Source organism: Pseudomonas sp. YA1 (genome assembly GCF_058680555.1).
This window is the reverse complement of sequence record NZ_JBZWBG010000023.1, coordinates 26,675-48,277: the sequence shown is the minus strand read 5'-3', so window position 1 is coordinate 48,277 and position 21,603 is coordinate 26,675. Positions and strand designations below refer to the sequence as shown.

General features: G+C 56.0%; 16 protein-coding genes and 1 tRNA gene. 2 read left to right on the top strand and 15 right to left on the bottom strand.

Features of this window, described 5'->3' with window-relative positions; translation table 11 throughout:
- Position 1: 1 nt before the first annotated feature.
- Complete coding sequence (gene uvrB / locus AC4OR5_RS26665; protein ID WP_003104590.1) at positions 2–2,014, bottom strand: excinuclease ABC subunit UvrB; 2,013 nt, start codon at positions 2,012–2,014, stop codon at positions 2–4.
- A gap of 187 nt (positions 2,015–2,201) precedes the next feature.
- Between uvrB and AC4OR5_RS26660 the strand changes: the two genes are divergently transcribed.
- Positions 2,202–3,398, top strand: coding sequence for an amino acid aminotransferase (locus AC4OR5_RS26660; RefSeq protein ID WP_116271270.1), 1,197 nt, complete (start codon positions 2,202–2,204; stop codon positions 3,396–3,398).
- A gap of 68 nt (positions 3,399–3,466) precedes the next feature.
- Positions 3,467–3,542, top strand: a tRNA-Asn gene (locus AC4OR5_RS26655).
- Between the two features lie 72 nt (positions 3,543–3,614).
- On the opposite strand, the gene AC4OR5_RS26650 is transcribed toward AC4OR5_RS26655, so the two are convergent.
- The 14 genes from AC4OR5_RS26650 to rpsA all read right to left on the bottom strand — a co-directional run bounded on the left by AC4OR5_RS26650 (position 3,615) and on the right by rpsA (position 21,597).
- Positions 3,615–3,944: a ComEA family DNA-binding protein gene (locus AC4OR5_RS26650; protein ID WP_058160371.1), complete on the bottom strand. Its 330-nt coding sequence runs from the start codon at positions 3,942–3,944 to the stop codon at positions 3,615–3,617.
- Between the two features lie 190 nt (positions 3,945–4,134).
- Positions 4,135–6,132: a polysaccharide biosynthesis protein gene (locus AC4OR5_RS26645; protein ID WP_116271269.1), complete on the bottom strand. Its 1,998-nt coding sequence runs from the start codon at positions 6,130–6,132 to the stop codon at positions 4,135–4,137.
- Positions 6,133–6,329: 197 nt separating this feature from the next.
- Positions 6,330–7,367: an MraY family glycosyltransferase gene (locus AC4OR5_RS26640; protein ID WP_058160376.1), complete on the bottom strand. Its 1,038-nt coding sequence runs from the start codon at positions 7,365–7,367 to the stop codon at positions 6,330–6,332.
- Positions 7,367–8,329, bottom strand: coding sequence for a UDP-glucose 4-epimerase family protein (locus AC4OR5_RS26635; RefSeq protein ID WP_016253165.1), 963 nt, complete (start codon positions 8,327–8,329; stop codon positions 7,367–7,369). Before AC4OR5_RS26635 ends, AC4OR5_RS26640 begins: the two co-directional genes overlap by 1 nt.
- A complete protein-coding gene (locus AC4OR5_RS26630) occupies positions 8,326–9,456 on the bottom strand; it encodes a glycosyltransferase family 4 protein (RefSeq protein ID WP_003122254.1) in 1,131 nt (376 codons plus the stop codon). Before AC4OR5_RS26630 ends, AC4OR5_RS26635 begins: the two co-directional genes overlap by 4 nt.
- A gap of 43 nt (positions 9,457–9,499) precedes the next feature.
- On the bottom strand, positions 9,500–10,651 hold the full coding sequence (locus tag AC4OR5_RS26625) for a glycosyltransferase family 4 protein (RefSeq protein ID WP_058160373.1): 1,152 nt from the start codon (positions 10,649–10,651) through the stop codon (positions 9,500–9,502).
- Complete coding sequence (gene asnB / locus AC4OR5_RS26620; protein ID WP_058160374.1) at positions 10,648–12,531, bottom strand: asparagine synthase (glutamine-hydrolyzing); 1,884 nt, start codon at positions 12,529–12,531, stop codon at positions 10,648–10,650. Before asnB ends, AC4OR5_RS26625 begins: the two co-directional genes overlap by 4 nt.
- A 4-nt stretch (positions 12,532–12,535) precedes the next feature.
- Entirely contained in the window at positions 12,536–13,507 is a 972-nt protein-coding gene (locus AC4OR5_RS26615) for a glycosyltransferase family 4 protein (protein WP_170835774.1), read from the bottom strand.
- A gap of 196 nt (positions 13,508–13,703) precedes the next feature.
- Positions 13,704–15,128, bottom strand: a complete 1,425-nt coding sequence (locus tag AC4OR5_RS26610) for an oligosaccharide flippase family protein (protein WP_058160375.1) — start codon at positions 15,126–15,128, stop codon at positions 13,704–13,706.
- Between the two features lie 198 nt (positions 15,129–15,326).
- Positions 15,327–16,352 carry a UDP-N-acetyl-alpha-D-glucosaminouronate 4-epimerase WbpP gene (wbpP, locus tag AC4OR5_RS26605; RefSeq protein ID WP_023835806.1) on the bottom strand — a complete coding sequence of 342 codons (1,026 nt, stop codon included), beginning with the start codon at positions 16,350–16,352 and terminating at the stop codon, positions 15,327–15,329.
- 37 nt (positions 16,353–16,389) lie between these two features.
- A complete protein-coding gene (gene wbpO / locus AC4OR5_RS26600; RefSeq protein WP_023086035.1) occupies positions 16,390–17,658 on the bottom strand; it encodes a UDP-N-acetyl-D-glucosamine 6-dehydrogenase WbpO in 1,269 nt (422 codons plus the stop codon).
- Between the two features lie 109 nt (positions 17,659–17,767).
- On the bottom strand, positions 17,768–18,832 hold the full coding sequence (locus tag AC4OR5_RS26595; protein ID WP_014602695.1) for an LPS O-antigen chain length determinant protein WzzB: 1,065 nt from the start codon (positions 18,830–18,832) through the stop codon (positions 17,768–17,770).
- Positions 18,833–19,496: 664 nt separating this feature from the next.
- Positions 19,497–19,781 carry an integration host factor subunit beta gene (gene ihfB / locus AC4OR5_RS26590; RefSeq protein ID WP_003091441.1) on the bottom strand — a complete coding sequence of 95 codons (285 nt, stop codon included), beginning with the start codon at positions 19,779–19,781 and terminating at the stop codon, positions 19,497–19,499.
- A gap of 136 nt (positions 19,782–19,917) precedes the next feature.
- A complete protein-coding gene (gene rpsA / locus AC4OR5_RS26585) occupies positions 19,918–21,597 on the bottom strand; it encodes a 30S ribosomal protein S1 (RefSeq protein WP_003091442.1) in 1,680 nt (559 codons plus the stop codon).
- Positions 21,598–21,603 lie beyond the last annotated feature (6 nt).

Here is a 21,603-nt window from a genome sequence, read left to right as displayed (position 1 = left end):
TTCAGACGTTGACCAGGCGCTCGCGCAGCGTCTGGATCTCGTCGCGCAGTTGCGCCGCCGCCTCGAACTCCAGGTCGCGGGCCAACTGGTACATCTTTTCCTCCAGTTGGCGGATGCGCTTGCTGATCTCGCTCGGCGAGCGCAGTTCGTTCTCGTAGCGCCCGCTCTCCTCCGCCACCTTGGCCACGCCCTTGCGCTTGCCGCGCGCGCCGGGCACCACGGCGCCTTCGAGAATGTCCTTGATGTCCTTGCGCACCCCCTTGGGCACGATGCCATGGGCTTCGTTGAAAGCGATCTGCTTGGCCCGACGCCGCTCGGTCTCGTCGATCGCACGCTGCATCGAGCCGGTGACGTTGTCGGCGTAGAGGATCGCCTTGCCGTGCAGGTTGCGCGCGGCACGACCGATGGTCTGGATCAGCGAGCGCTCCGAGCGCAGGAAGCCTTCCTTGTCCGCGTCGAGGATCGCCACCAGCGACACCTCGGGCATGTCCAGGCCTTCGCGCAGCAGGTTGATCCCCACCAGCACGTCGAACGCACCGGCGCGCAGGTCGCGGATGATCTCCACTCGCTCGACGGTATCGATGTCCGAGTGCAGGTAGCGCACCCGCACGTCGTGATCGCCGAGATAATCGGTGAGGTCTTCGGCCATGCGCTTGGTCAGGGTAGTCACCAGCACCCGCTCGTCCTTGGCCACCCGCTGGCGGATCTGCGAGAGCAGGTCGTCCACCTGGGTCATCGCCGGGCGTACCTCGATCTCCGGATCGACCAGCCCGGTGGGACGCACCACCTGCTCGATGACCCGCCCGGCATGTTCCGCCTCGTAGGGGCCCGGGGTGGCGGAGACGAAGATGGTCTGCGGACTCACCGCCTCCCACTCTTCGAAGCGCAGCGGCCGGTTGTCCAGCGCCGAAGGCAGGCGGAAACCGTATTCCACCAGGGTCTCCTTGCGCGAGCGGTCGCCCTTGAACATCGCGCCGACCTGCGGAACGCTGACGTGCGATTCGTCGATAACCAGCAGCGAGTTGGCCGGCAGGTAGTCGTAGAGCGTCGGCGGCGGCTCGCCGGGGGCCCGCCCGGAAAGATAGCGCGAGTAGTTCTCGATGCCGTTGCAGTAGCCCAGTTCGAGGATCATCTCCAGGTCGAAACGCGTGCGCTGCTCCAGGCGCTGGGCTTCCACCAGCTTGTTGTTGTTGCGCAGGTAGTCCAGGCGTTCCTTGAGTTCGGCCTTGATCTGGTCGACCGCCTCCAGCAGCGTCTCGCGCGGGGTCACGTAGTGGCTCTTGGGGTAGAAGGTGAAGCGCGGCAGCTTGCGGATCACCTCGCCGGTGAGCGGGTCGAAGGCCGAGAGACTTTCCACCTCGTCGTCGAACAACTCGACACGAATCGCCTCGAGATCGGATTCGGCCGGGAAGATGTCGATCACATCGCCACGCACACGGAAAGTCGCACGGGCGAAATCCATGTCGTTGCGGGTGTACTGCAGGCTGGTCAGTCGCCGCAACAGTTCGCGCTGGTCGATGCGGTCGCCGCGGTCCAGGTGCAGGACCATCTTCAGGTAGGACGCGGGATCACCGAGGCCGTAGATGGACGACACGGTGGCGACGATGATCGCATCCGGACGCTCGAGCAGCGCCTTGGTCGCCGACAGGCGCATCTGCTCGATATGGTCGTTGATCGAGGAGTCCTTCTCGATATAGGTATCGGAAGACGGTACGTAGGCCTCCGGCTGGTAGTAGTCGTAGTAGGAAACGAAGTACTCCACGGAATTGTGCGGGAAGAACGTCTTGAACTCCCCATAGAGCTGGGCCGCCAGGGTCTTGTTCGGCGCCAGGACCAGGGTCGGGCGCTGCACCTGGGCAATCACGTTGGCGATGCTGAAAGTCTTGCCAGAGCCCGTCACCCCCAGCAGGGTCTGGTGCGAAAGCCCCGCCTCCAGCCCCTCGACCATCTGCCGGATGGCTTCCGGCTGGTCGCCGGCGGGCTTGAAGCGCGAGTCGAGTTGGAACGTATCCATGAAAAACCTCGCAGGGAGCTGTGACGCCAAGGAAAATCCGGCGTCAGAAATAGCTGAAAGCATGCACCTAAATGTCGCCGCATGCATCAAGGGGTGTCTATAATAACCCCCCGTTTGCGCAACCCTTTGCGCCCCCGCATAACGGGTTGCGTTGCCCTCCTCTCTTCACACTCCGAGCAGCCGCAAAATGAGTCTGTTTTCTGCCGTCGAAATGGCACCGCGTGATCCCATCCTTGGCCTGAACGAAGCCTTTAACGCCGATACCCGTCCGGGCAAGATCAACTTGGGCGTGGGCGTGTACTACAACGAGGAGGGGCGCATTCCGCTGTTGCGTGCCGTGCAGGCTGCCGAGAAGGCCCGCATCGAGGCCCACGCGCCGCGCGGCTACCTGCCGATCGAAGGGATCGCCGCCTACGACCAGGGCGTACAGAAACTGCTGTTCGGTAACGAATCCGAGCTGCTGGCCGCCGGCCGCGTGGTCACGACCCAGGCCGTCGGCGGCACCGGCGCCCTCAAGCTCGGCGCCGACTTCCTCAAGCGCCTGCTGCCCGACGCCACCGTGGCCATCAGCGACCCGAGCTGGGAAAACCACCGCGCACTGTTCGAAGCCGCCGGCTTCCCGGTGCAGAACTACCGCTATTACGACGCCGCCAGCAATGGCGTGAACCGCGCCGGCCTGCTGGAAGACCTGAATGCCCTGCCGGCCCGCTCGATCGTGGTCCTGCACGCCTGCTGCCATAATCCGACCGGCGTCGATCTCGAGCTGGACGACTGGAAACAGGTGCTGGACGTGCTCAAGGCCAAGGGCCACGTGCCATTCCTCGACATCGCCTACCAGGGCTTCGGCAACGGCATCGAGGAAGACGCCGCCGCGGTGCGCCTGTTCGCCCAGTCGGGCCTGAGCTTCTTCGTTTCCAGCTCGTTCTCCAAATCCTTCTCGCTCTATGGCGAACGCGTCGGCGCCCTCTCGATCGTGACCGAAAGCCGCGATGAATCGGCCCACGTGCTGTCCCAGGTGAAGCGGGTGATCCGCACCAACTATTCGAACCCACCGACCCACGGCGCCAGCGTCGTCTCCTCCGTGCTCAACAGCCCGGAACTGCGGGCCCTCTGGGAGCAGGAACTGGGCGAGATGCGCGACCGCATCCGCGACATGCGCCTGGCGATGGTCGAGCAACTGGCAGCCCACGGCGCCAAGCGCGACTTCAGCTTCGTCGGTCGCCAGCGTGGCATGTTCTCCTATTCCGGCCTGACCGCCGACCAGGTCGAGCGCCTGAAGACCGAGTTCGGTATCTACGCCGTCAGCACCGGCCGTATCTGCGTCGCCGCGCTGAACAAATCGAACCTGGAGACCATCACCAAGGCCATCGTCCAGGTCCTGTAGGGAAAAAGGGGAAGTCATCGGGAGAGGCTTGACTTCCCCTTTTTAATCAGTAACATACGCCTCGCTGTTCCGCGATAGCTCAGTCGGTAGAGCAAATGACTGTTAATCATTGGGTCCCTGGTTCGAGTCCAGGTCGCGGAGCCAAATTCAAAGCCCTCGGCATATGCCGGGGGCTTTTTCGTTATCGGGACGAAAGTTCGCCCCTTCGGTCGCACCTCACTCGATGACGATCCGCGACCGGTTCTTCTCCAGCAACGCCGGGCCTACCCCTTTCACTTCCAGCAGTTGATCCACCGAGACGAACGGACCATGGGCCGCACGATACTCGAGGATCGCCCTGGCCTTGGCCTCGCCGACACCGTTGAGCCCCCGTATCAGGGCGGCCTCGTCGACCGTATTGATATTGACCTGCTCCCCCGGCGACAGGGTCGTCGCAGGTGTCGTTGCGGCCAGCGGATTCTTGGCGACGGCGACCGGTGCGGCGGAAGCCGAAAACGGAAGACAGGCGAACAGGATGAGAAGCAGAGCGGATTTGATTAGGTGCATGGGTGCACTCCTTCAGAGATGAATGACCACGTAGAGGGCTTCATGCCCATCCACGAAACCACCTTATCGCCGTGGAACGCACCTGGATCGACAGCCCCAGCAAAGCAGTCGCTTCCTGGTCCGGCACCGGAAACATCGTACGGAGAAAACAAAAAAGGCCGCTAGGCGGCCTTTTCCGGAGAACGATGACTCAGGGTTCTCGCCGCCTCTGGCGATAGATCCAGTCGACGATTTCACCGTCAGGCGCATAGCCGCTGACGGTTTCCCGCAGCAACTGGCGAACCCGCGAGTAGTCGTCCTTCTCTACGGCGGCCAGCAACTGCTCCAGCACGACCTTGAAGGCCTCCCAGCTCAGGTGTTCCTCGTTGGCCCGCATGATCATCGGATGGTCGGTGGGATTCACGTTGTCACCGATCAGCAGCTCTTCGTAGAGCTTCTCGCCAGGACGCAGGCCACTGAACTCGATGGCGATGTCACCATGGGGCGAACGCTCGGAACGCACGCTCAAGCCGGACAGGTGGATCATCTTCTCGGCGAGCTCCAGGATCTTCACCGGCGGCCCCATGTCCAGCACGAATACATCTCCGCCCTGCCCCATCGAACCGGCCTGGATGACCAACTGCGCCGCCTCGGGAATGGTCATGAAGTAACGGGTGATGCTCGGGTGGGTGACCGTCACCGGGCCGCCGCGCTTGATCTGCTCGCGGAACAGCGGAATGACCGAGCCGGACGAACCGAGGACGTTGCCGAAGCGGACCATGGTGAAACGGGTCTTGTTGACGTGATGCACGTCCTTCCGGTCACCGAACAGCACCGGCGCCGATTCGTTGCTGAGCGCCTGAAGGACCATCTCCGCCAGGCGCTTGGTGCTGCCCATCACATTGGTCGGCCGCACCGCCTTGTCGGTGGAAATCAGCACGAAGTTCTGCACGCCGACCTGCACCGCGGCCTGCACCGCATGCAAGGTGCCTATCACGTTGTTGAGAACGCCTTCGGCGATGTTGTGCTCGACGATCGGCACATGCTTGTAGGCCGCCGCATGGTAGACGGTATTGACCTTCCAGGTACGCATCACGTCCACCAGGCGCTCAGGATTGCGCACCGAACCGAGGATCGGCAACAGGTTCACCGAAAGCGACTCGCGCTTGATCCGACGCTCCAGTTCCTGATGGATCCTATAGAGGTTGTATTCGCTGTGCTCAAACAGGATCAGCACGCTAGGCGAACAACTCATGATCTGCCGACAGAGTTCCGAACCGATAGAGCCGCCCGCCCCGGTCACCATCACCACCTGACCGCGGATGCACCGTTCCAGCAGCTCCTTGCGCGGTGCGACGCTGTCGCGCCCCAGCAGGTCAGCGATGTCCACCTCCTGCAGGTCGTCCACCTTGACCCGGCCGCTGGCCAGGTCCATGAAGCCAGGCATGCTGCGCACGTGCAGCGGGAACGGCTCCAGGGACTCGAGAATCTCTCGGCGCCGGGCCCGAGTGGCGGAAGGAATCGCCAGGAGAACCTCCTGCGCGCCCGTCTCGTCGATCATCTGGCGGATATGCTTGGCGGTATAGACCCGCAGACCGGCGATGACCCGGTTGGCGATCTGCTTGTCGTCATCGATGAACGCCACCGGACGCATCGCCCGACCGAGACGCAATGCCGCAACCAACTGGTTGCCGGCCGCCCCCGCGCCATAGATAGCCACCCTGGGCAGGCCGTCCTGGCGATTGAGAAATGGTACCGACTGCACAGCAGAGTACCAGTCGCCCATGAAATACTGGCGCATGGCCAGACGCAAGCCGCCGATCAGCAGCATGCTCAACCACCAGTAGTTGAACACCAGGGAACGCGGCACCACCGCCGGCGGGGAGCGGTACCAGTAGACCAGCAACGACAGGACCAGCGCGGAAATGGTGACGGCCTTGGCGATCGCGATAAGGGCATCGTTGCCCAGGTAGCGCATCACCGCCCGGTACATGCCGAAGCGGATGAAGAGCGGGATGGCGGTTAGAGGCGCCGCTATGAACAGCCAGGCGTGATCCCCGAACGGATCGATCATGTCTTCGGTGCCGAGACGCACCAGGAAAGCCAGCCACAATGAAAGCCACACCAGGCCGATGTCCGTCGCAACCTGGAGAATGCGCTTCTGGCGGCGCGGCAATCCCAGGAGGCGTCCACGCAAGTTATCCAACATCCTATTAATCAGCCCCCTTCACTGCACCCGCATCCACCCGAACAAGTCCGGGCAGTCCATTTCCTTGGTCTGGCAAATACCATTCCGGAACCCAAACCACGCTATCGGCAGTAGTCACTACTGATCATCGCTTGCACATTCCTTTCATATTATACGTTCCCGGAAAATCGTCCCGCGCCTCCAGCCAACCGGGACATTCAAGCAGCGCGTGATTCCAGGACTCCGGCCTTAAAACGGAGCGCCAGGAACGCCAGAGGCAGGTAGCCAATCAACAACGCAAGCATGCCGTCGATCTTCCCCGCTGCGACAAGCAGTGCCAGTGGCAACAACCAGAAGATGTTGATGCTTCCCACTGCCAGGGTAACAGGAAGATGACGCCCGTAATGACGAGAAGCATACTGGTATGCGTGACTGCGATGCGCCTCATAAACCTTGTCTCCCCGCAGCAACCGGCGCAACAAGGTCAGGGTGGCATCAACAATGAATACCCCCAGCAGGATGAGCCAACCCCAGAAGAGTTGCGGCGAGACCCATGCGGCTTGCAGGGAAAGGCCACCAATGATAACCCCCAAGAAACCGCTACCAGCATCCCCCATGAAGATCCGCGCAGGAGGGAAATTCCAGAAAAGGAACCCCGTCACCGCGGCTGCCAGCAGCGCCGCCAACCAAACGCCCTGGGATGCCTCATCGGAACCTACACCACTGACCACGACAAGCAGGGCAGCGCCAACGCACACACACACAGCCTCAACGCTGGCAATCCCATCGATACCGTCCATGAAATTGTAGAGATTGAGCATCCATACCAGATAGAACGCCGCAGCTATGTGCCCAACCCACCCCAGATCGACCACAAGGCCGAAAAAGGCCAATGCAGGCAAACCTCCAAGCCAGTACAGCAGCCAGCAAGCACCGGCGAAATGGCCGAGCAAACGCCAACGGGCAGCGATATGGCCATGATCGTCGAGGAAGCCCAGCAATGCGATCCCGATACCCGCCCCCAGGATACCAGTGGCCAGATCCGGTTTCACCGCGCCCAATATCGCCGCAAGCAGCACTGCCAGCAGGAAGGAGAGCACGATAGCGACACCGCCCCCCCTAGGCGTCGGCACCTGGTGAGAACTTCGAGCATTGGGTACATCGATCAAGCTGCGGGCAATCGCGTAACGGCGCAAGCCGGCGGTCAACAGCAGGGAAAGAGCGGCAACCGCCGGCAACAACAACCATAGATTCATCATTGGCGATCCAGGAAAGAGCGGGCGGTTTTCTCCAATGCCTGGTCCACCCCTACAGGCGGAGTCCAGCCAAGCACTTGGCGGGTTTTCATGATATCGACTTGCAATGAGCCGCACAGGCGGCGAGCAAATGCCTGCCTGTTCAGAACTTTCGCCGCTGCACCGATCCAACTGGCGGGAACAGGCAGCAGGCGAGCGGGAGCGCCCAAGGCGCGTCCCATTCTCCGCAGCAACTCGGTGGTGGAAAGATCCTCACCGTCGCTTACGAGGAAAACTTGCCCGACCGCAGCCGGATGCTCGATGCAGGTGATGATGAGGTCGACAAGATTATCCAGCGACACCAGACTACGCCGATTATGAATGGCCCCTAGAGGGAGGGGCACGCCGCGCTTCAGCCAGCGCATCATGGTCTGTACGTTGGCCTTGACCCCTGGACCATAAACCAGGACCGGTCGGATGATCACAACCTCCAGTCCGGTCTCTTCCGCCAGATCCAATAGCGCTTGCTCCGCTTCCCGTTTGGATACGCCATAGGGATCGACAGGATTGGGCGGACTGTCCGCAGTATAGGGCCGACCGGGCTCAGTTCCCTCGCCATTGACCTTTATCGAGCTGATAAAGATGAAACGCCGCACTCCCCGGGATACGGCCTCCCGGGCCAGATCAAGTGTCCCCTGAACGTTGGCCTTGCGGAACTCGACGAGCGGATCGGAGGCCGTCTCGCTCATGACATGCACGCGGGCAGCGCAATGAACCACCGTATCGATGGCCGACTCCGCATCCCAGACAACAGAACTGCCCAGTTCACCCAGAAGCAAGGGAGTAACCCCTCGAGGCCAGGCCCCACCTCTTCGGCGGCACCCGGCCCAAACCTTGTACTGCCCGGAAGAACAGAGACTATTGACCAGCGCGGCCCCGATGAATCCGGTTGCCCCCGTTACCAATACATTATGTCGCGTCAAGCTCCGCTCCCTAGTGCCCGATAAATATCCAGGTGCTGTTGGACGATACTTTCGATCGCAAAATCACGCTCTGCCAACGCTCGCCCAGCAGCTCCCATCTTCTTACGCAACTCTGGCGACTCAATAAGACGCTGAATGGCATCCGCCAGAGCAGCAGAATCACGCACCGGCACGAGCAGGCCCGTAACATCAGCCTGGATTGCATCCCGGCAACCCGGTACATCGGTGGTCACAACCGCACGCCCGCACGCCGACGCCTCGACCAGGACCTTAGGAAGCCCTTCACGATAAGAAGGCAGAACGACTATATGCGAACGGGCGAAGACAGACGCGATATCCTGGCGATAACCAAGACACTCGATCGTGCCCTCACTACGCCAACGCTCTAGTTCGGACGGCTCGATACTGGTGGGGTTCCCAGGATCCAGGTCTCCGACCAGTTGAAAATGTGCCGGTACGCTGCGCTGCCTAAGGATATTTGCCGCTTCGACGAATTCCAGCACACCCTTGTCCCTGAGCAACCGAGCCGCCAATGTGACCACCGGCGTTTCGGGGCTTTCCGGGGCCGGCTGGTATTGCGTCAGGTCGACCCCCGAACCGCGAATCAGGACGGACTTTTCAAAAGTGATCGCACCCAGGCCGATCAGCGCGTCCCGATCATCGGGATTTTGAAAGATGACACGCAACTTTTTCTTGCCCAAAGCCCGCCGATAAAGCCAGGCGACACAGGCACGAAACGCGCAGGCCTTCAGACCCTTGGCCATGAAAACGAAACCAAGTCCGGAAACGGCCGCCACGACCCCCTTCACCGGCGCCAAGCGTGCGGCGATACCGCCATAGATTACCGGCTTGATGGTAACCAGGTGTAAAACATCAGGCCGCAACCTCCACAAAAGGCGCCAGACATAAGTCAGCAGATACAGCTCTGAAAAAGGATTCTTTCCGCTTCTGGACAGTGGCAATTCATGATGCAGAAAACCTTGGGAGACGATCTTTTTCACCGCGTCACCAGGGCGTGTGGCGATATGTACCTGGAAACCAGCCTGCTGGGCTCCGACAGCGACCGGTAAACGGTGAGACATGAAGAAAGCCGGGTCGTTCACTATCATCAACAATACCGGCTTCATGCAAACTCCTCGATGCGTTTTACAAACATAACCTTCAAGCTCGTCAAGCTTTTCTTTTTACAAGAATGTCGCGATACAGACTCATGAAACGCTGAGAGGCACTGGCCATCGTGAAGTTCGAGTAAATCCTCTGTCTTGCAGCCTCACCAAGTGCCCGACGACCCTCGACATCCAACGCAATGAGATCCTCGATACCTTTGCCGAGCGCATTCGGATCCAAGGCCGGAACGACGACACCGTCGTTACCTAGCAAATAAGCAGCATCACCCACATCAGTGGTAATACAAGGCAATCCCATGGCCATGGCTTCACCAAGAACATTGGGGAATCCCTCCGTGCGAGAATGCAGACAGAAGATATCCATGGCTTTCAGACACGATGCTACATCTTGCCGCTCTCCAAGCAGGATGAAGCGCTCCGCATACCCGGTCGCTTCGATGAGGCGCTGCAATTCAGCATTGGAAGACAGCAGCTCCCGTCCCACCAAAAGAAACTTCAAGCGCGAATAACGTGGAGCCAGCAGACCGGCAGCTGCGACAAAGGAAGCATGATCCTTTACCGGGTGGAATCTGCCTAGACTGCCAACCACGATATCGCTGGCCTCTATGCCAGCTCCACTCCTGATAGCGGACCGCTGTTCGTCAGTCGCCTGCAGGCGAGTGAGATCGAAACCGTTGGGAATGACCAGCATCCTGCTTGCGTTGTAGCCAACAGCAATGTGTGAGCGCCTTGAGGCCTCGGCGGCGCAAACAATATATTTTGGCAAGAATCCGGATAGCCAGGCACACACCTTCCGTACCAGAACAGTCGTACTCTTGCCGCCCTCTTGAAGGTCGGTCGTGCGGACTCCCCATATAATCCCGCCAATACCGGCCATTCTGGCAGCCAATCCACCAAGAAGATCGGAATGATACATCCATGTTTGGACTATATCGGGCCTCCTTTCACGAAATATCCCTATTAGACGAAGGAGCACCCGAGGCATATCCCTCATCGAGGTCATGCCAAGCACATCAACAGATATACCAGCCTCAATCAGACCCTGCCCAAACTCGCCAAGATCAGACAGTGAAATAATCGAATGTTCGAATTCGCTGCCGCCATTTTGAGTCTCGATCAACCGCTTGAGCATTAACTCAGCACCGCCGACTTTCTTCAGGCCGGCTATCACGTGGATAACTTTTACTGTAGTCATGACTCCAACCACGCTTGGAACATGAGAACACTCCAGAGGCGTCTTGAGTGGTCCCGCCTTCCCGCCAAGTGGTCGTTCCAGATCCTGCGTATCAACCTACTATCCAAATAACCTTCTTGCTGAAGGCGTCGCTCATCAAGCAGCGATTCAGCCCACTCTTTCAGAGGGCCTCTCAGCCAATCGGAGACAGGAACGGAAAACCCCTTCTTGGGCCGCTCTATGAGCTCTCGCGAAACATGCCTATACAAGACCTCACGAAGCAACCACTTTCCTTTTCCATTGCGAATCTTCATATGCAACGGCATGCGCCAAGCCAGTTCGAACACGCGATGGTCTATCAGTGGAACCCGGGTTTCCAGGCTGTTAGCCATCGCTGCTCTGTCTACCTTCACCAGAATGTCGTCAGGCATGTAGCCCTGAACATCCATGGCCATCATCCAGTGCTGGAACGAGTCCACCCTTGGCCATCTTTCTGGAGTATCCAATAGTGCCGTGTGACCCTTTGCACCTATGACCGGGTATTCGTGATTTCTCCAGTGACTGTTCAATCGATAGAAAAGCTCCTCGGCCGTCCTCGAAGCAAATACGTCACGCAGCTTCCCCAACTTGTCAGGTAAAGGCAAGTCCTGAGCAAAAGCCGATGCGAAACGCCGCATGGAATGAGGAAATCGCTCCAGCATGCGCCAGACACGGGGAGTAAACTGATAGGGATTGTAGCCGCCAAACAGTTCATCACCACCATCTCCACTCAGCGCAACAGTAACTTGCTGCCTGGCCAGTCCACTGACAATCAAGGTTGGTATCTGCGAACTGTCACCAAATGGCTCACAGTAGATCTTTGGCAAAGATGGAATTACATCTAGGGCATCTTTTGAATTGACATAGAGCTCTGTATGATCGGTACCGATATGTTCTGCAACCGCCTTTGCGTAAATAGCCTCATCATACCCAGGCTCATCAAAGCCAATAGAGAATGTCCGTATAGGGCGTGAGGACTGCTGCTGCATCAGCGCCACGACCGTACTACTATCCACCCCACCGCTCAGAAAAGCTCCCAAAGGAACATCGGAGACCATCTGATCCGATATGCTAGTTCTCAACTGGCTTTCCAGAAGATCAACTGCCTCGGCATCCGTTCCCTGGAATGGATTGGAGAGAGCCTCTTCTATCGCGGCGTTCGCACTCCAATAGGCAGCAGGTTCGCAGGTCTCGTTCAATGAACGTTCCGATAGGACCAAATAGCTCCCTGCCCTTAGCTTCCCGATACCTTTATAAATACTATAGGGAGCCGGGACATATCCATATCGTAGAAATAGGGCCAAGGCATCTCTATCAATATCCCCCCTAAAAAGCGGATGTTCTTTCAGGGCCTTCAGTTCGGATGCAAAAAAAAGCACGCCATTCTGCCAGCCCCAATAGAGAGGCTTTTCGCCCATTCGATCACGAGCCAGAATAATTGTTTTCTCCTGTCGATCCCACAAGGCCAGAGCGAACATACCCACGGTGAGCTTGAGGGTACTCTCCACACCCCATTGGGCAAAGCATGCCAATAAGGTTTCGGTGTCCGATCCACCACGCCAGGAATGTGTTACACCTGCCTCGCTCAGGCGAGCCCTAAGAGCCAGATGGTTGTATATCTCGCCATTGTAAATCAGCACATACCGACCACAGTCGGAGTGCATGGGCTGGCTGCCTGCGGGGGAAAGCTCCAGAACCGCAAGACGCGCATGGACAAGTATCGGGGCGCGCGGAGCCTCGTACCAAATCCCCGACTCATCCGGTCCACGATGATGTATGGCGGCAGCCATCTGCCGGGCCACACGTGCATTATCCCCTAGGAGAGTTCCCGTAATATTCCAGAAGCCAGCGATACCACACATCAAATCACCTCGTTCCCTTTCCAGGCGCTACCGAGCCAATGACCATTGCCCACAGGTCACAAACGACATCGAGAGAATAGTGCCTTTCGATAATATCTCTTCCATTTTGCCCTGCACGCACACGGGCTTCCGGATCTTTGACCAAAGCCGCAAGTGACTCATACCAGCCCTCGTCGTCCACCGCACCATATCCGATGAAGCCTCGGGCTAGAACATCGCGGTTCATACCATACTCGGAAACCACTACCGGCAAGCCACAGGCCATATAAAGCAACATTTTGTAGCTACACTTCCCCCTCGACCATAGATCATCGGCAAGAGGCATTATACCGATATCCATTCCGGCAATCGTTTCGACCTCATTGGTCTCTGTCCAGCGAATGAACTCAACCTTTTCGGCTGGAATGACCTTGAACTCGGGAGGACGGTCCGAAACGATCCTCAATTTCCATTCGGGGTGATCTCTGAACAGGTGGGACAGCGGGATTTCTATGTCATAAAGAAAGCGGTAGCCACCCGACGTGCCGGACCAGCCGATCACTCTATTCTCCCTGCGTTCCCTTCTGGGTGAAAAACGAAGAGTATCGACGCCCGTCGGAATGATCGTAGTCGGCCTACCGAACTGACCGAAGTAATCGGCCAGGTATTGATTGCCACACACGATATGGTCGACACGACGAGCAATCGAATTCGCGGCGATCCCCCTACGATGCAGCCATATTGCATCATCGACATCCAGAATTCTGGGCGCCTTGGTAAGAAACTCAAGAGTTGGAATTGTCGAGAGAAGCTCTCGTTGAAGGATCACAACGTCACTTCCGTAAGAGCCGATTACCTGAGGAAGGCGGTGAAGCAGTTCTCTCAGCAACCAAAGCGGGCGATCCAGTCGACGAGCCGGAGGATAGGCAGAGACCAGCGCTTCCGACATATGCATGTCGATACCTCGCGTGCCAAGCCCTTCGAGCAGAGCCTTCACGCGAAATCTCGAACTGGGAACGGATCTACCTTGGGTAAAAGCCCGAACCCGCACTGCTGGGAGCTCCGCTATCATGATTTACCCCTCCTTGATTCCTGGACACGCCTGTCCAACGGGAGATCGCAGTGCTCTGGGCACTCCCCACCAAACCGGGACCCATCCCCTCCAAACAGAAAGCAAGTCGGCATACTGCTTATCATCGAATTAGCTTGCTCTTCAGGAAAGTACGCATGCCAGAAACATCAAGAGCAATCATTGCCGCCAAATAGACCCCTCCCCCCAAGACAACTTTCACAACCAGGCCAAAAAGAGCACTCTCCAAACTGAAGGATGCAACTGACACCGCCATCAACAGCACAGACAACACAATTTTCATAGCATCTTTCCCCGGAAGGGCGGGCATTGGGAAAACACGCCGCCCCAAGAAGATACTAATTAGTATTGCAGAGGAAAACGCCATAACAGAAGATACCGCCGCGCCAACTATTCCAAACTCCGGAATAAGGATTAAATTAAACACAACATCAACCACTGCCGACACCGCCACTGTCACAACCTGCACTCGTGTAGCACTAGCCAATTGGAAAGAGTAGTCAAAGTAAAAAGATTTCAAGCCCCCCAGAAAAGCCGAAAGGGATATCAACGGAATTATCTTTAGGGCACCCTCACGAAACTCTTCGCCCATAATAGATCCTGAAATTTCCGGAGCCACCATGGCCAGACCACAGGCAGCAGGCGAGACTACTGCAAAGATAAAAATAAAGGTCTTCCGCAGTTGGTCCTGTGTCTGTGGCAAGCCGCTCTTGGAAAGTTTCTCCATTACCAGCGGAAAAGCCGCCAGGTGAACGACAGAAGCCACTGTACCAACACTATATTGCGCTAGGTCATATGACACCGAGTAGACACCTACCGCGGCATCCCCCAGAAATGCCCCAATAAAGAAGCGATCAGACGCATTGACTATGAATGCAAAAAGGAAAGTAAGCGTCAGTGGTGCACCATAGGCAAACAACCTGGTTAACTGCTCCTTGTCTACCAACGCCCAACTGACTCCCCGCCACGCATCTTGGAAGAAAATGGTCGCCAGTACCAGAGACACAAGCGTACCCAGCAGCAAACCATCAACGCCAAACCCGAAATAAACAAGGAGAACACCGATAAAGAAGCTTCCAGCCCCTTTGATCAACAACATTTTCCCGTAGGTCAGCGGCTGCAAGATCGCATTTTGAATCTTCAGATTCAAATCATGCCAAGCCTGTGCCAGGCAAAGAAAACCGACCATATAATAAAGAATAGAGAAACCTATCTCTTCACGCCACTCCCAAAGCAGGAACGTGACGAATATGATAACGAGTGAAACAAGGAAGCTAATGGCCCTAGCCGTGCCAAGAAGCCTCGCCCGAGCTTGGTCATCACTACACTCAGGTAGATAACGACCAACCCCCAGCGCCACCCATTGCAAGAAAACCGTATTGAGGAAGCCAACAACTATAATTGTCAGCGAATAGACTCCATACTCACCCGGACTCAACAGACGAGTAAAAACGGAAAGACCGACAAGAGTCAATATTGCCGGAAAAGACTTGAACAAAAAATAAACCAAACTATGTTTTCCCAGCATACTTTTCTAAACCATAAAAAAGAGAAAACAATGAGCAAAAAATAAAAAAACAATCATAGAAAAAGTGCTCCGCGATGAAAATAGAGAATCACACGCCTCTAATATTGAGCACTTGGAGCACCAGGCGACTCTCAAAAGCAAAAATAGCGCCGCTCTTGGAAACGACGCTACTTTCATCCAAACGCACCAGAGTGAATATCATTTCAAAAACATGATGTACCAAGGCATGGCCAACGCCACACCTGCAGACACATCATATTTCGGCGCATACCCCAGCAGTTTAGCAGCCTTGCTGATATCAGCGAGAGAGTGACGTACATCCCCCTCCCTAAAATCACGATAAACAGGTTCCCGGTGATAGGACACACCGTTTTCGGCAAGGCCGTCGCGAAGCGCAAAGAACAACTGATTCAAACTCGTCCGCCCGCCAACAGCAATATTGTAAACTTGATTACGAGCATCAAGCCCCGCGGTTGCAGCAAGCAGATTGGCCTGAACGGTGTTTTCAATATAACAAAAATCCCGACTGGTCTCGCCATCACCGTTAATATAGACATCATCACCCTGGATCATCGAAGAGGTCCATTTTGGTATGACTGCCGCATAGGCACCATTGGGATCCTGTCGACGACCGAACACATTGAAATAACGAAGCCCAATGGTCGAAAAGCCGTAGCAGCGCGAAAACACATCGGCATAAAGCTCATTCACATATTTGGTAACCGCATAAGGGGAAAGAGGCTTACCTATAGTATCCTCCACCTTCGGTAAACCGGGATGATCTCCATAGGTAGAGCTACTTGCCGCATAAGTGAAACTCTGCACCTTGGCATCTCTGGCTGCAATCAGCATATTCAAGAAACCATCGATGTTCGTTGCATTGGAGGTGATCGGATCGTTAATAGAACGCGGTACCGAACCCAAGGCAGCTTGATGTAAAACGTAATCAACACCTGCACAGGCGTTATTGCAATCATCCAGATTGCGAATATCACCTTGAATAAATTTAAAATTTGACCATTGCTTCTCGCTAACCAAGGACCGCACTTCGTCCAGGTTCCGCTGATGACCAGTAGCAAAATTATCCAGGCCGACAACCTTCTGATCAAGCTTTAGCAAAGTCTCAAGAAGATTAGAGCCAATAAAGCCCGCCACACCTGTAATCAGCCAGACTTTCGGCTGCGCCGGCAATTCCTTTCTTAGCTCTTCATAACGACTCATCATATTCCCTCTCGTCTACTCACAAAGCTTACAACTGATCTTACAGGCGTAGATCAGACTGATCTTCATCGAGTAGATATTTTAGATCATAGAGAACATGCTCAGCCTTCCCTAACTTCCGTATATTTTCTGCGCCCATATTTTTGAATTCACTGTGCGCGACCGCAAGGATAATTCCATCATAAGCGCCATGGGATGGCGTACCGACTGGAGTAATCCCATACTCATGCATGGCATCTTCGGCGCTCACCCAAGGATCAAAAACATCAACCTGTATGTTGTATTCCGCCAACTCACGGACAATATCGACGACTTTGGTATTGCGGAGGTCTGGACAATTTTCCTTGAATGTAAGCCCCATAAGCAGAACGCGAGCACCGTCCACGTGGATACGACGCTTGAGCATAGCCTTGACCAGTTGCGAAACGACGTAGGCACCCATACCGTCATTCAAACGGCGGCCAGCCAGGATGATCTCTGGATGATAGCCAATACTCTGGGCTTTATGAGTCAGATAATATGGATCGACTCCGATGCAATGACCGCCGACTAGGCCCGGGCGGAACGGCATGAAATTCCATTTCGTGCCGGCAGCCTTGAGGACCGCCTCGGTATCGATACCCATTCGATTGAAAATGATGGCGAGTTCGTTGATCAGAGCAATATTGAGATCTCGCTGCGTATTTTCGATCACCTTGGCAGCCTCAGCGACTTTAATGCTGCTCGCCTTGTGAGTACCGGCAGTGATGATCTCTCTATACAGGGAGTCAACCAACTCTGCGATCTCCGGCGTAGAGCCGGAAGTGACCTTCTTGATCGAAGAGACCCGATGTTCCTTATCGCCGGGATTGATGCGCTCGGGGCTATAACCGGCGAAGAAGTCCTCGTTAAACCTCAGCCCGGAAAATTTTTCCAGAACAGGTACGCAGTCCTCTTCCGTCGCTCCCGGGTAAACGGTAGACTCATAAATTACAATATCGCCCTTCTTCAGAACCTTTCCGATGCTCTCCGAGGCCTTTACAAGAGGGGTGAGGTCGGGTTGCTTATGTTCATCAATAGGTGTAGGAACCGTCACAATGAAAACATTGCACTTTTGCAAGTCCTGAAGATTGGAAGTAAAGCTCAGTTCGGACGCTTCTTTCAACTCAGCCGCATCTACTTCAAGAGTAGAGTCAATGCCTTGCCGCAGTTCAGCGATTCGCCCCTGATTGATATCGAAACCGACAACGGTTCGTTTTTTACCAAATTCAACAGCAAGCGGAAGACCAACATAGCCTAGCCCAACAACTGCAACCTTCAGATCCTTCATTTAACGCGCACCTCACTTCATGTAAAACAGTTCTCAACCAAAATCCGATGGATTGAAAACTGAAAATCCCATTGACTATAAACTTCTGCCGACCCTACAAGCAAAAAACTCATGCAGCATCGACCGTGCGCCTAAACCCACCTCTCACCATAAGGATGGCTAGAGCCACCGCAACCCCCAAAAAACCACCGGCAAGCATGCTTAGGATAAGCACTATGCCTTTTCTTGGACGGACGGGATCATCTGGCACCTCTATCGTACCATCCTGACGAAAAACAGCGACTTTATCGAGATTCAGCGTCAGCCCCTCCAGAAGAGCATACTTCTCCTGCAAGCCTCGTAATGCGGGAATGAAAGGATCATCGGAGACACGATCTTGCAGCGTTTTTATTTCTGCCCGAATAGCCTTGGCACCACGCATGTACATCAGTCCGCCTTCCATGATGGAGGAAAGCTGTTGATCAACCTGCCCTTCTATCAACGGAGGATTTTCCAGCTTCAAGGCCTCCGCAACGCGCAACGCCTCTTTCAGTCGAGAGATACGATCTTCACGGCGAGCCTTCGCAGTTTCACGCAAGATGTCGATCTGTTGCTGTATATTGCGATTCTTCACTTGAAACTCGCGGCGTACTCCTTCTTGCATTTCCTGCATGGAACGCTTGACTGCAATTCCTATATATTTCTCGCCCCACTCCGCCGCCTGCGAAGGATCATGCCGCTCGATGACGACAGTGTAGCGCTCGCTATCCTCTTTGCTAGGCTTCTGAATAGTTACCGAATTCATGAGAAGCGCATAAAGCTGATCCCGCGAACCAACAGAAGCCCCCTCCTCCAAGGAAGGAATATATACATCTCGAAAAAACTGACGGCGAGTCTCTTCGGACTGGAGATTTCGCACGAAGATTGAATAGACACCATTTGCCGAAAACGCGGGAAGCCCGTTTTCCGATCTTCCCAAGTTGAAACCAGCTATATCGCTGAGTGAAGGAGGCAGCGTCGAGACACGAGCCTCATAGACGGGCTTGGTGATGAATAGATAAACAATAGCCAACAACACGGGCAACACTGCCAGCAAAGCAATCAGCCATCTCAGGGACCACAACCCACTCATAATCTCTATCAGATCGAACTCGCCGCTCTTGGCTTTATAGGAGGGAAAATTTTTTTCTGTCACAACGGATCCAATTCTTGGGTTAAGGAGTCATCATGCGGCAGCCCCCCTCCTGACGTGGAGATGCATCAGGAAGCTGCTGCATTTTGACAGCATGCTACGAGATTACAAGCCGCACGGTCGCGACCATCGACTCCAGGAGATAGGGATACGACGCAAACACCTTCAGCGCACCAATCGCTGATAACAGAGCCTAGCTCGCGATTCAGGATGCACGGACGTATGTTAGACAAGACAGTCAGAGATTAGTGCCCACAGCAGAAAAATGGGGTCAAGCAGGCCAGAGGATACCTTCCACGAGAGGTTACGACCCGCCGGCAGCAACCCTTTTCAGCAAGAAGAGACCCACTGCGGAGCTGGCACGCAATTAGTTCGGAAGGGACGAACTTATAGAGAGGTTGATTCAGAGCGAAGAGATTTTTGTTGACGCCCCCTCAAACGAAGCAATGCCCCACTCAACAACCCACCGAGCCCACCGAGGATGAAAGCCAGAGACACGAAGAGAGAAAGCGGACCGTCAGGAGTGTGCCACCCAAGGAAGGCAAGGCTGACGCTATTCTGATTTTCCAATACGAAAACCAGGACCACCAGCGCAACCACCAACACAAACACAGCAGTCAAAATCCGCCCGAGCCATTGCATTGAAAAAACCTCGTATCTGCCAGAGTCACTCCGGCTCGTTGACCCGATCCCGCAACTCCTTGCCCGGCTTGAAGTGCGGCACGAACTTGCCGTCGAGGCGTACCGACTCCCCGGTCTTGGGGTTGCGACCGACGCGCGGGGCGCGGTAGTGCAAGGAAAAGCTGCCGAAGCCACGGATCTCGATCCGGTCCCCGGTCGCCAGGGCCTGGGACATTTGCTCCAGCATGGTCTTGATTGCCAACTCGACATCCTTCGCGGACAGTTGCCCCTGATGGGTAACGATCCGTTCGATCAACTCCGACTTGGTCATGGTTTTCCCTTCTTTTTCAAGCGGCTAGATCAGCTCAGGTCTCTTTTAGCATGCTGATCAGTCTTTGAACAGGTCCAAGAAGGGGAAAACGAAAAAGGGCGGCCTAGGCCGCCCTTTTTCATGATGGATCAGAGACTTAGCCCTGATTCTCCATCTGAGCACGGATCAGATCACCGATGGTGGTCGGACCAGCGCTTTCTACTTCCTGCTTACGCAGTTCTTTCATTGCGTCCTTCTCGTCGTCGACGTCCTTGGACTTGACGGAGAGGCTGATGACGCGGCTCTTGCGGTCGATGCTGATGATCTTGGCTTCGACTTCCTCGCCTTCCTTCAGGACGTTGCGCGCGTCTTCGACGCGGTCACGACTGATTTCGGAAGCCTTCAGGATACCTTCGATGTCGTCGCCCAGGCTGATGACAGCGCCCTTGGCGTCGACTTCCTTCACGGTACCGCGGACGATGCTGCCTTTCTCGTGCAGGGACGCGTAGTTGGAGAACGGATCGTCTTCCAGCTGCTTGATGCCCAGGGAGATGCGCTCGCGCTCCGGGTCGACCGACAGGATGACGGTTTCCAGCTCGTCGCCCTTCTTGAAGCGACGTACGGCTTCTTCGCCGACTTCGTTCCAGGAGATGTCGGACAGGTGGACCAGGCCGTCGATGCCGCCGTCCAGACCGATGAAGATACCGAAGTCGGTGATCGACTTGATGGTACCGGAGATACGGTCCCCCTTGTTGAACTGGCTGGAGAAGTCTTCCCACGGGTTGGATTTGCACTGCTTGATACCCAGGGAGATACGACGACGCTCTTCGTCGATGTCCAGAACCTGAACTTCCACTTCGTCGCCAACCTGGACGACTTTCGACGGATGGATGTTCTTGTTGGTCCAGTCCATTTCGGAGACGTGTACCAGGCCTTCCACGCCCTCTTCCAGCTCGGCGAAGCAGCCGTAGTCAGTGAGGTTGGTGACGCGGGCCATGACGCGGGTGCCTTCCGGGTAACGCGCCTTGATGGCAACCCACGGGTCTTCGCCCAGTTGCTTCAGGCCCAGGGATACACGGTTGCGCTCGCGGTCGAACTTCAGGACCTTGACGTCGATCTCGTCGCCAACGTTGACGATCTCGGACGGATGCTTGATGCGCTTCCAGGCCATGTCGGTGATGTGCAGCAGGCCGTCTACGCCGCCCAGGTCCACGAATGCGCCGTAGTCGGTGAGGTTCTTGACGATACCCTTGACCTGCTGGCCTTCCTGCAGCGATTCCAGCAGAGCTTCACGCTCGGCGCTGTTCTCGGCTTCCAGGACGCTGCGGCGGGAAACGACAACGTTGTTGCGCTTCTGGTCGAGCTTGATGACCTTGAACTCGAGCTCTTTGCCTTCCAGGTGGGTGGTGTCGCGAACCGGACGCACGTCGACCAGCGAACCCGGCAGGAACGCGCGGATGCCGTTGACGTCGACGGTGAAACCGCCCTTGACCTTGCCGTTGATGACGCCCTTGACCACTTCGTCGGCAGCGAAAGCCGCTTCCAGAACAATCCAGCTCTCGGCGCGCTTGGCTTTCTCGCGGGACAGCTTGGTCTCGCCAAAGCCGTCTTCTACCGCGTCCAATGCGACGTGGACTTCGTCACCCACCTTGATGGTCAGTTCGCCCTGTTCGTTGTAGAACTGCTCGACCGGGATGACGCCCTCGGATTTCAGACCGGCATGGACGGTGACCCAGTCACCATCGATGTCGACCACGATGCCGGTGATGATGGCACCCGGCTGCATGTCGAGGGATTTCAGACTTTCTTCAAAGAGTTCTGCGAAGCTTTCGCTCATGTTCAT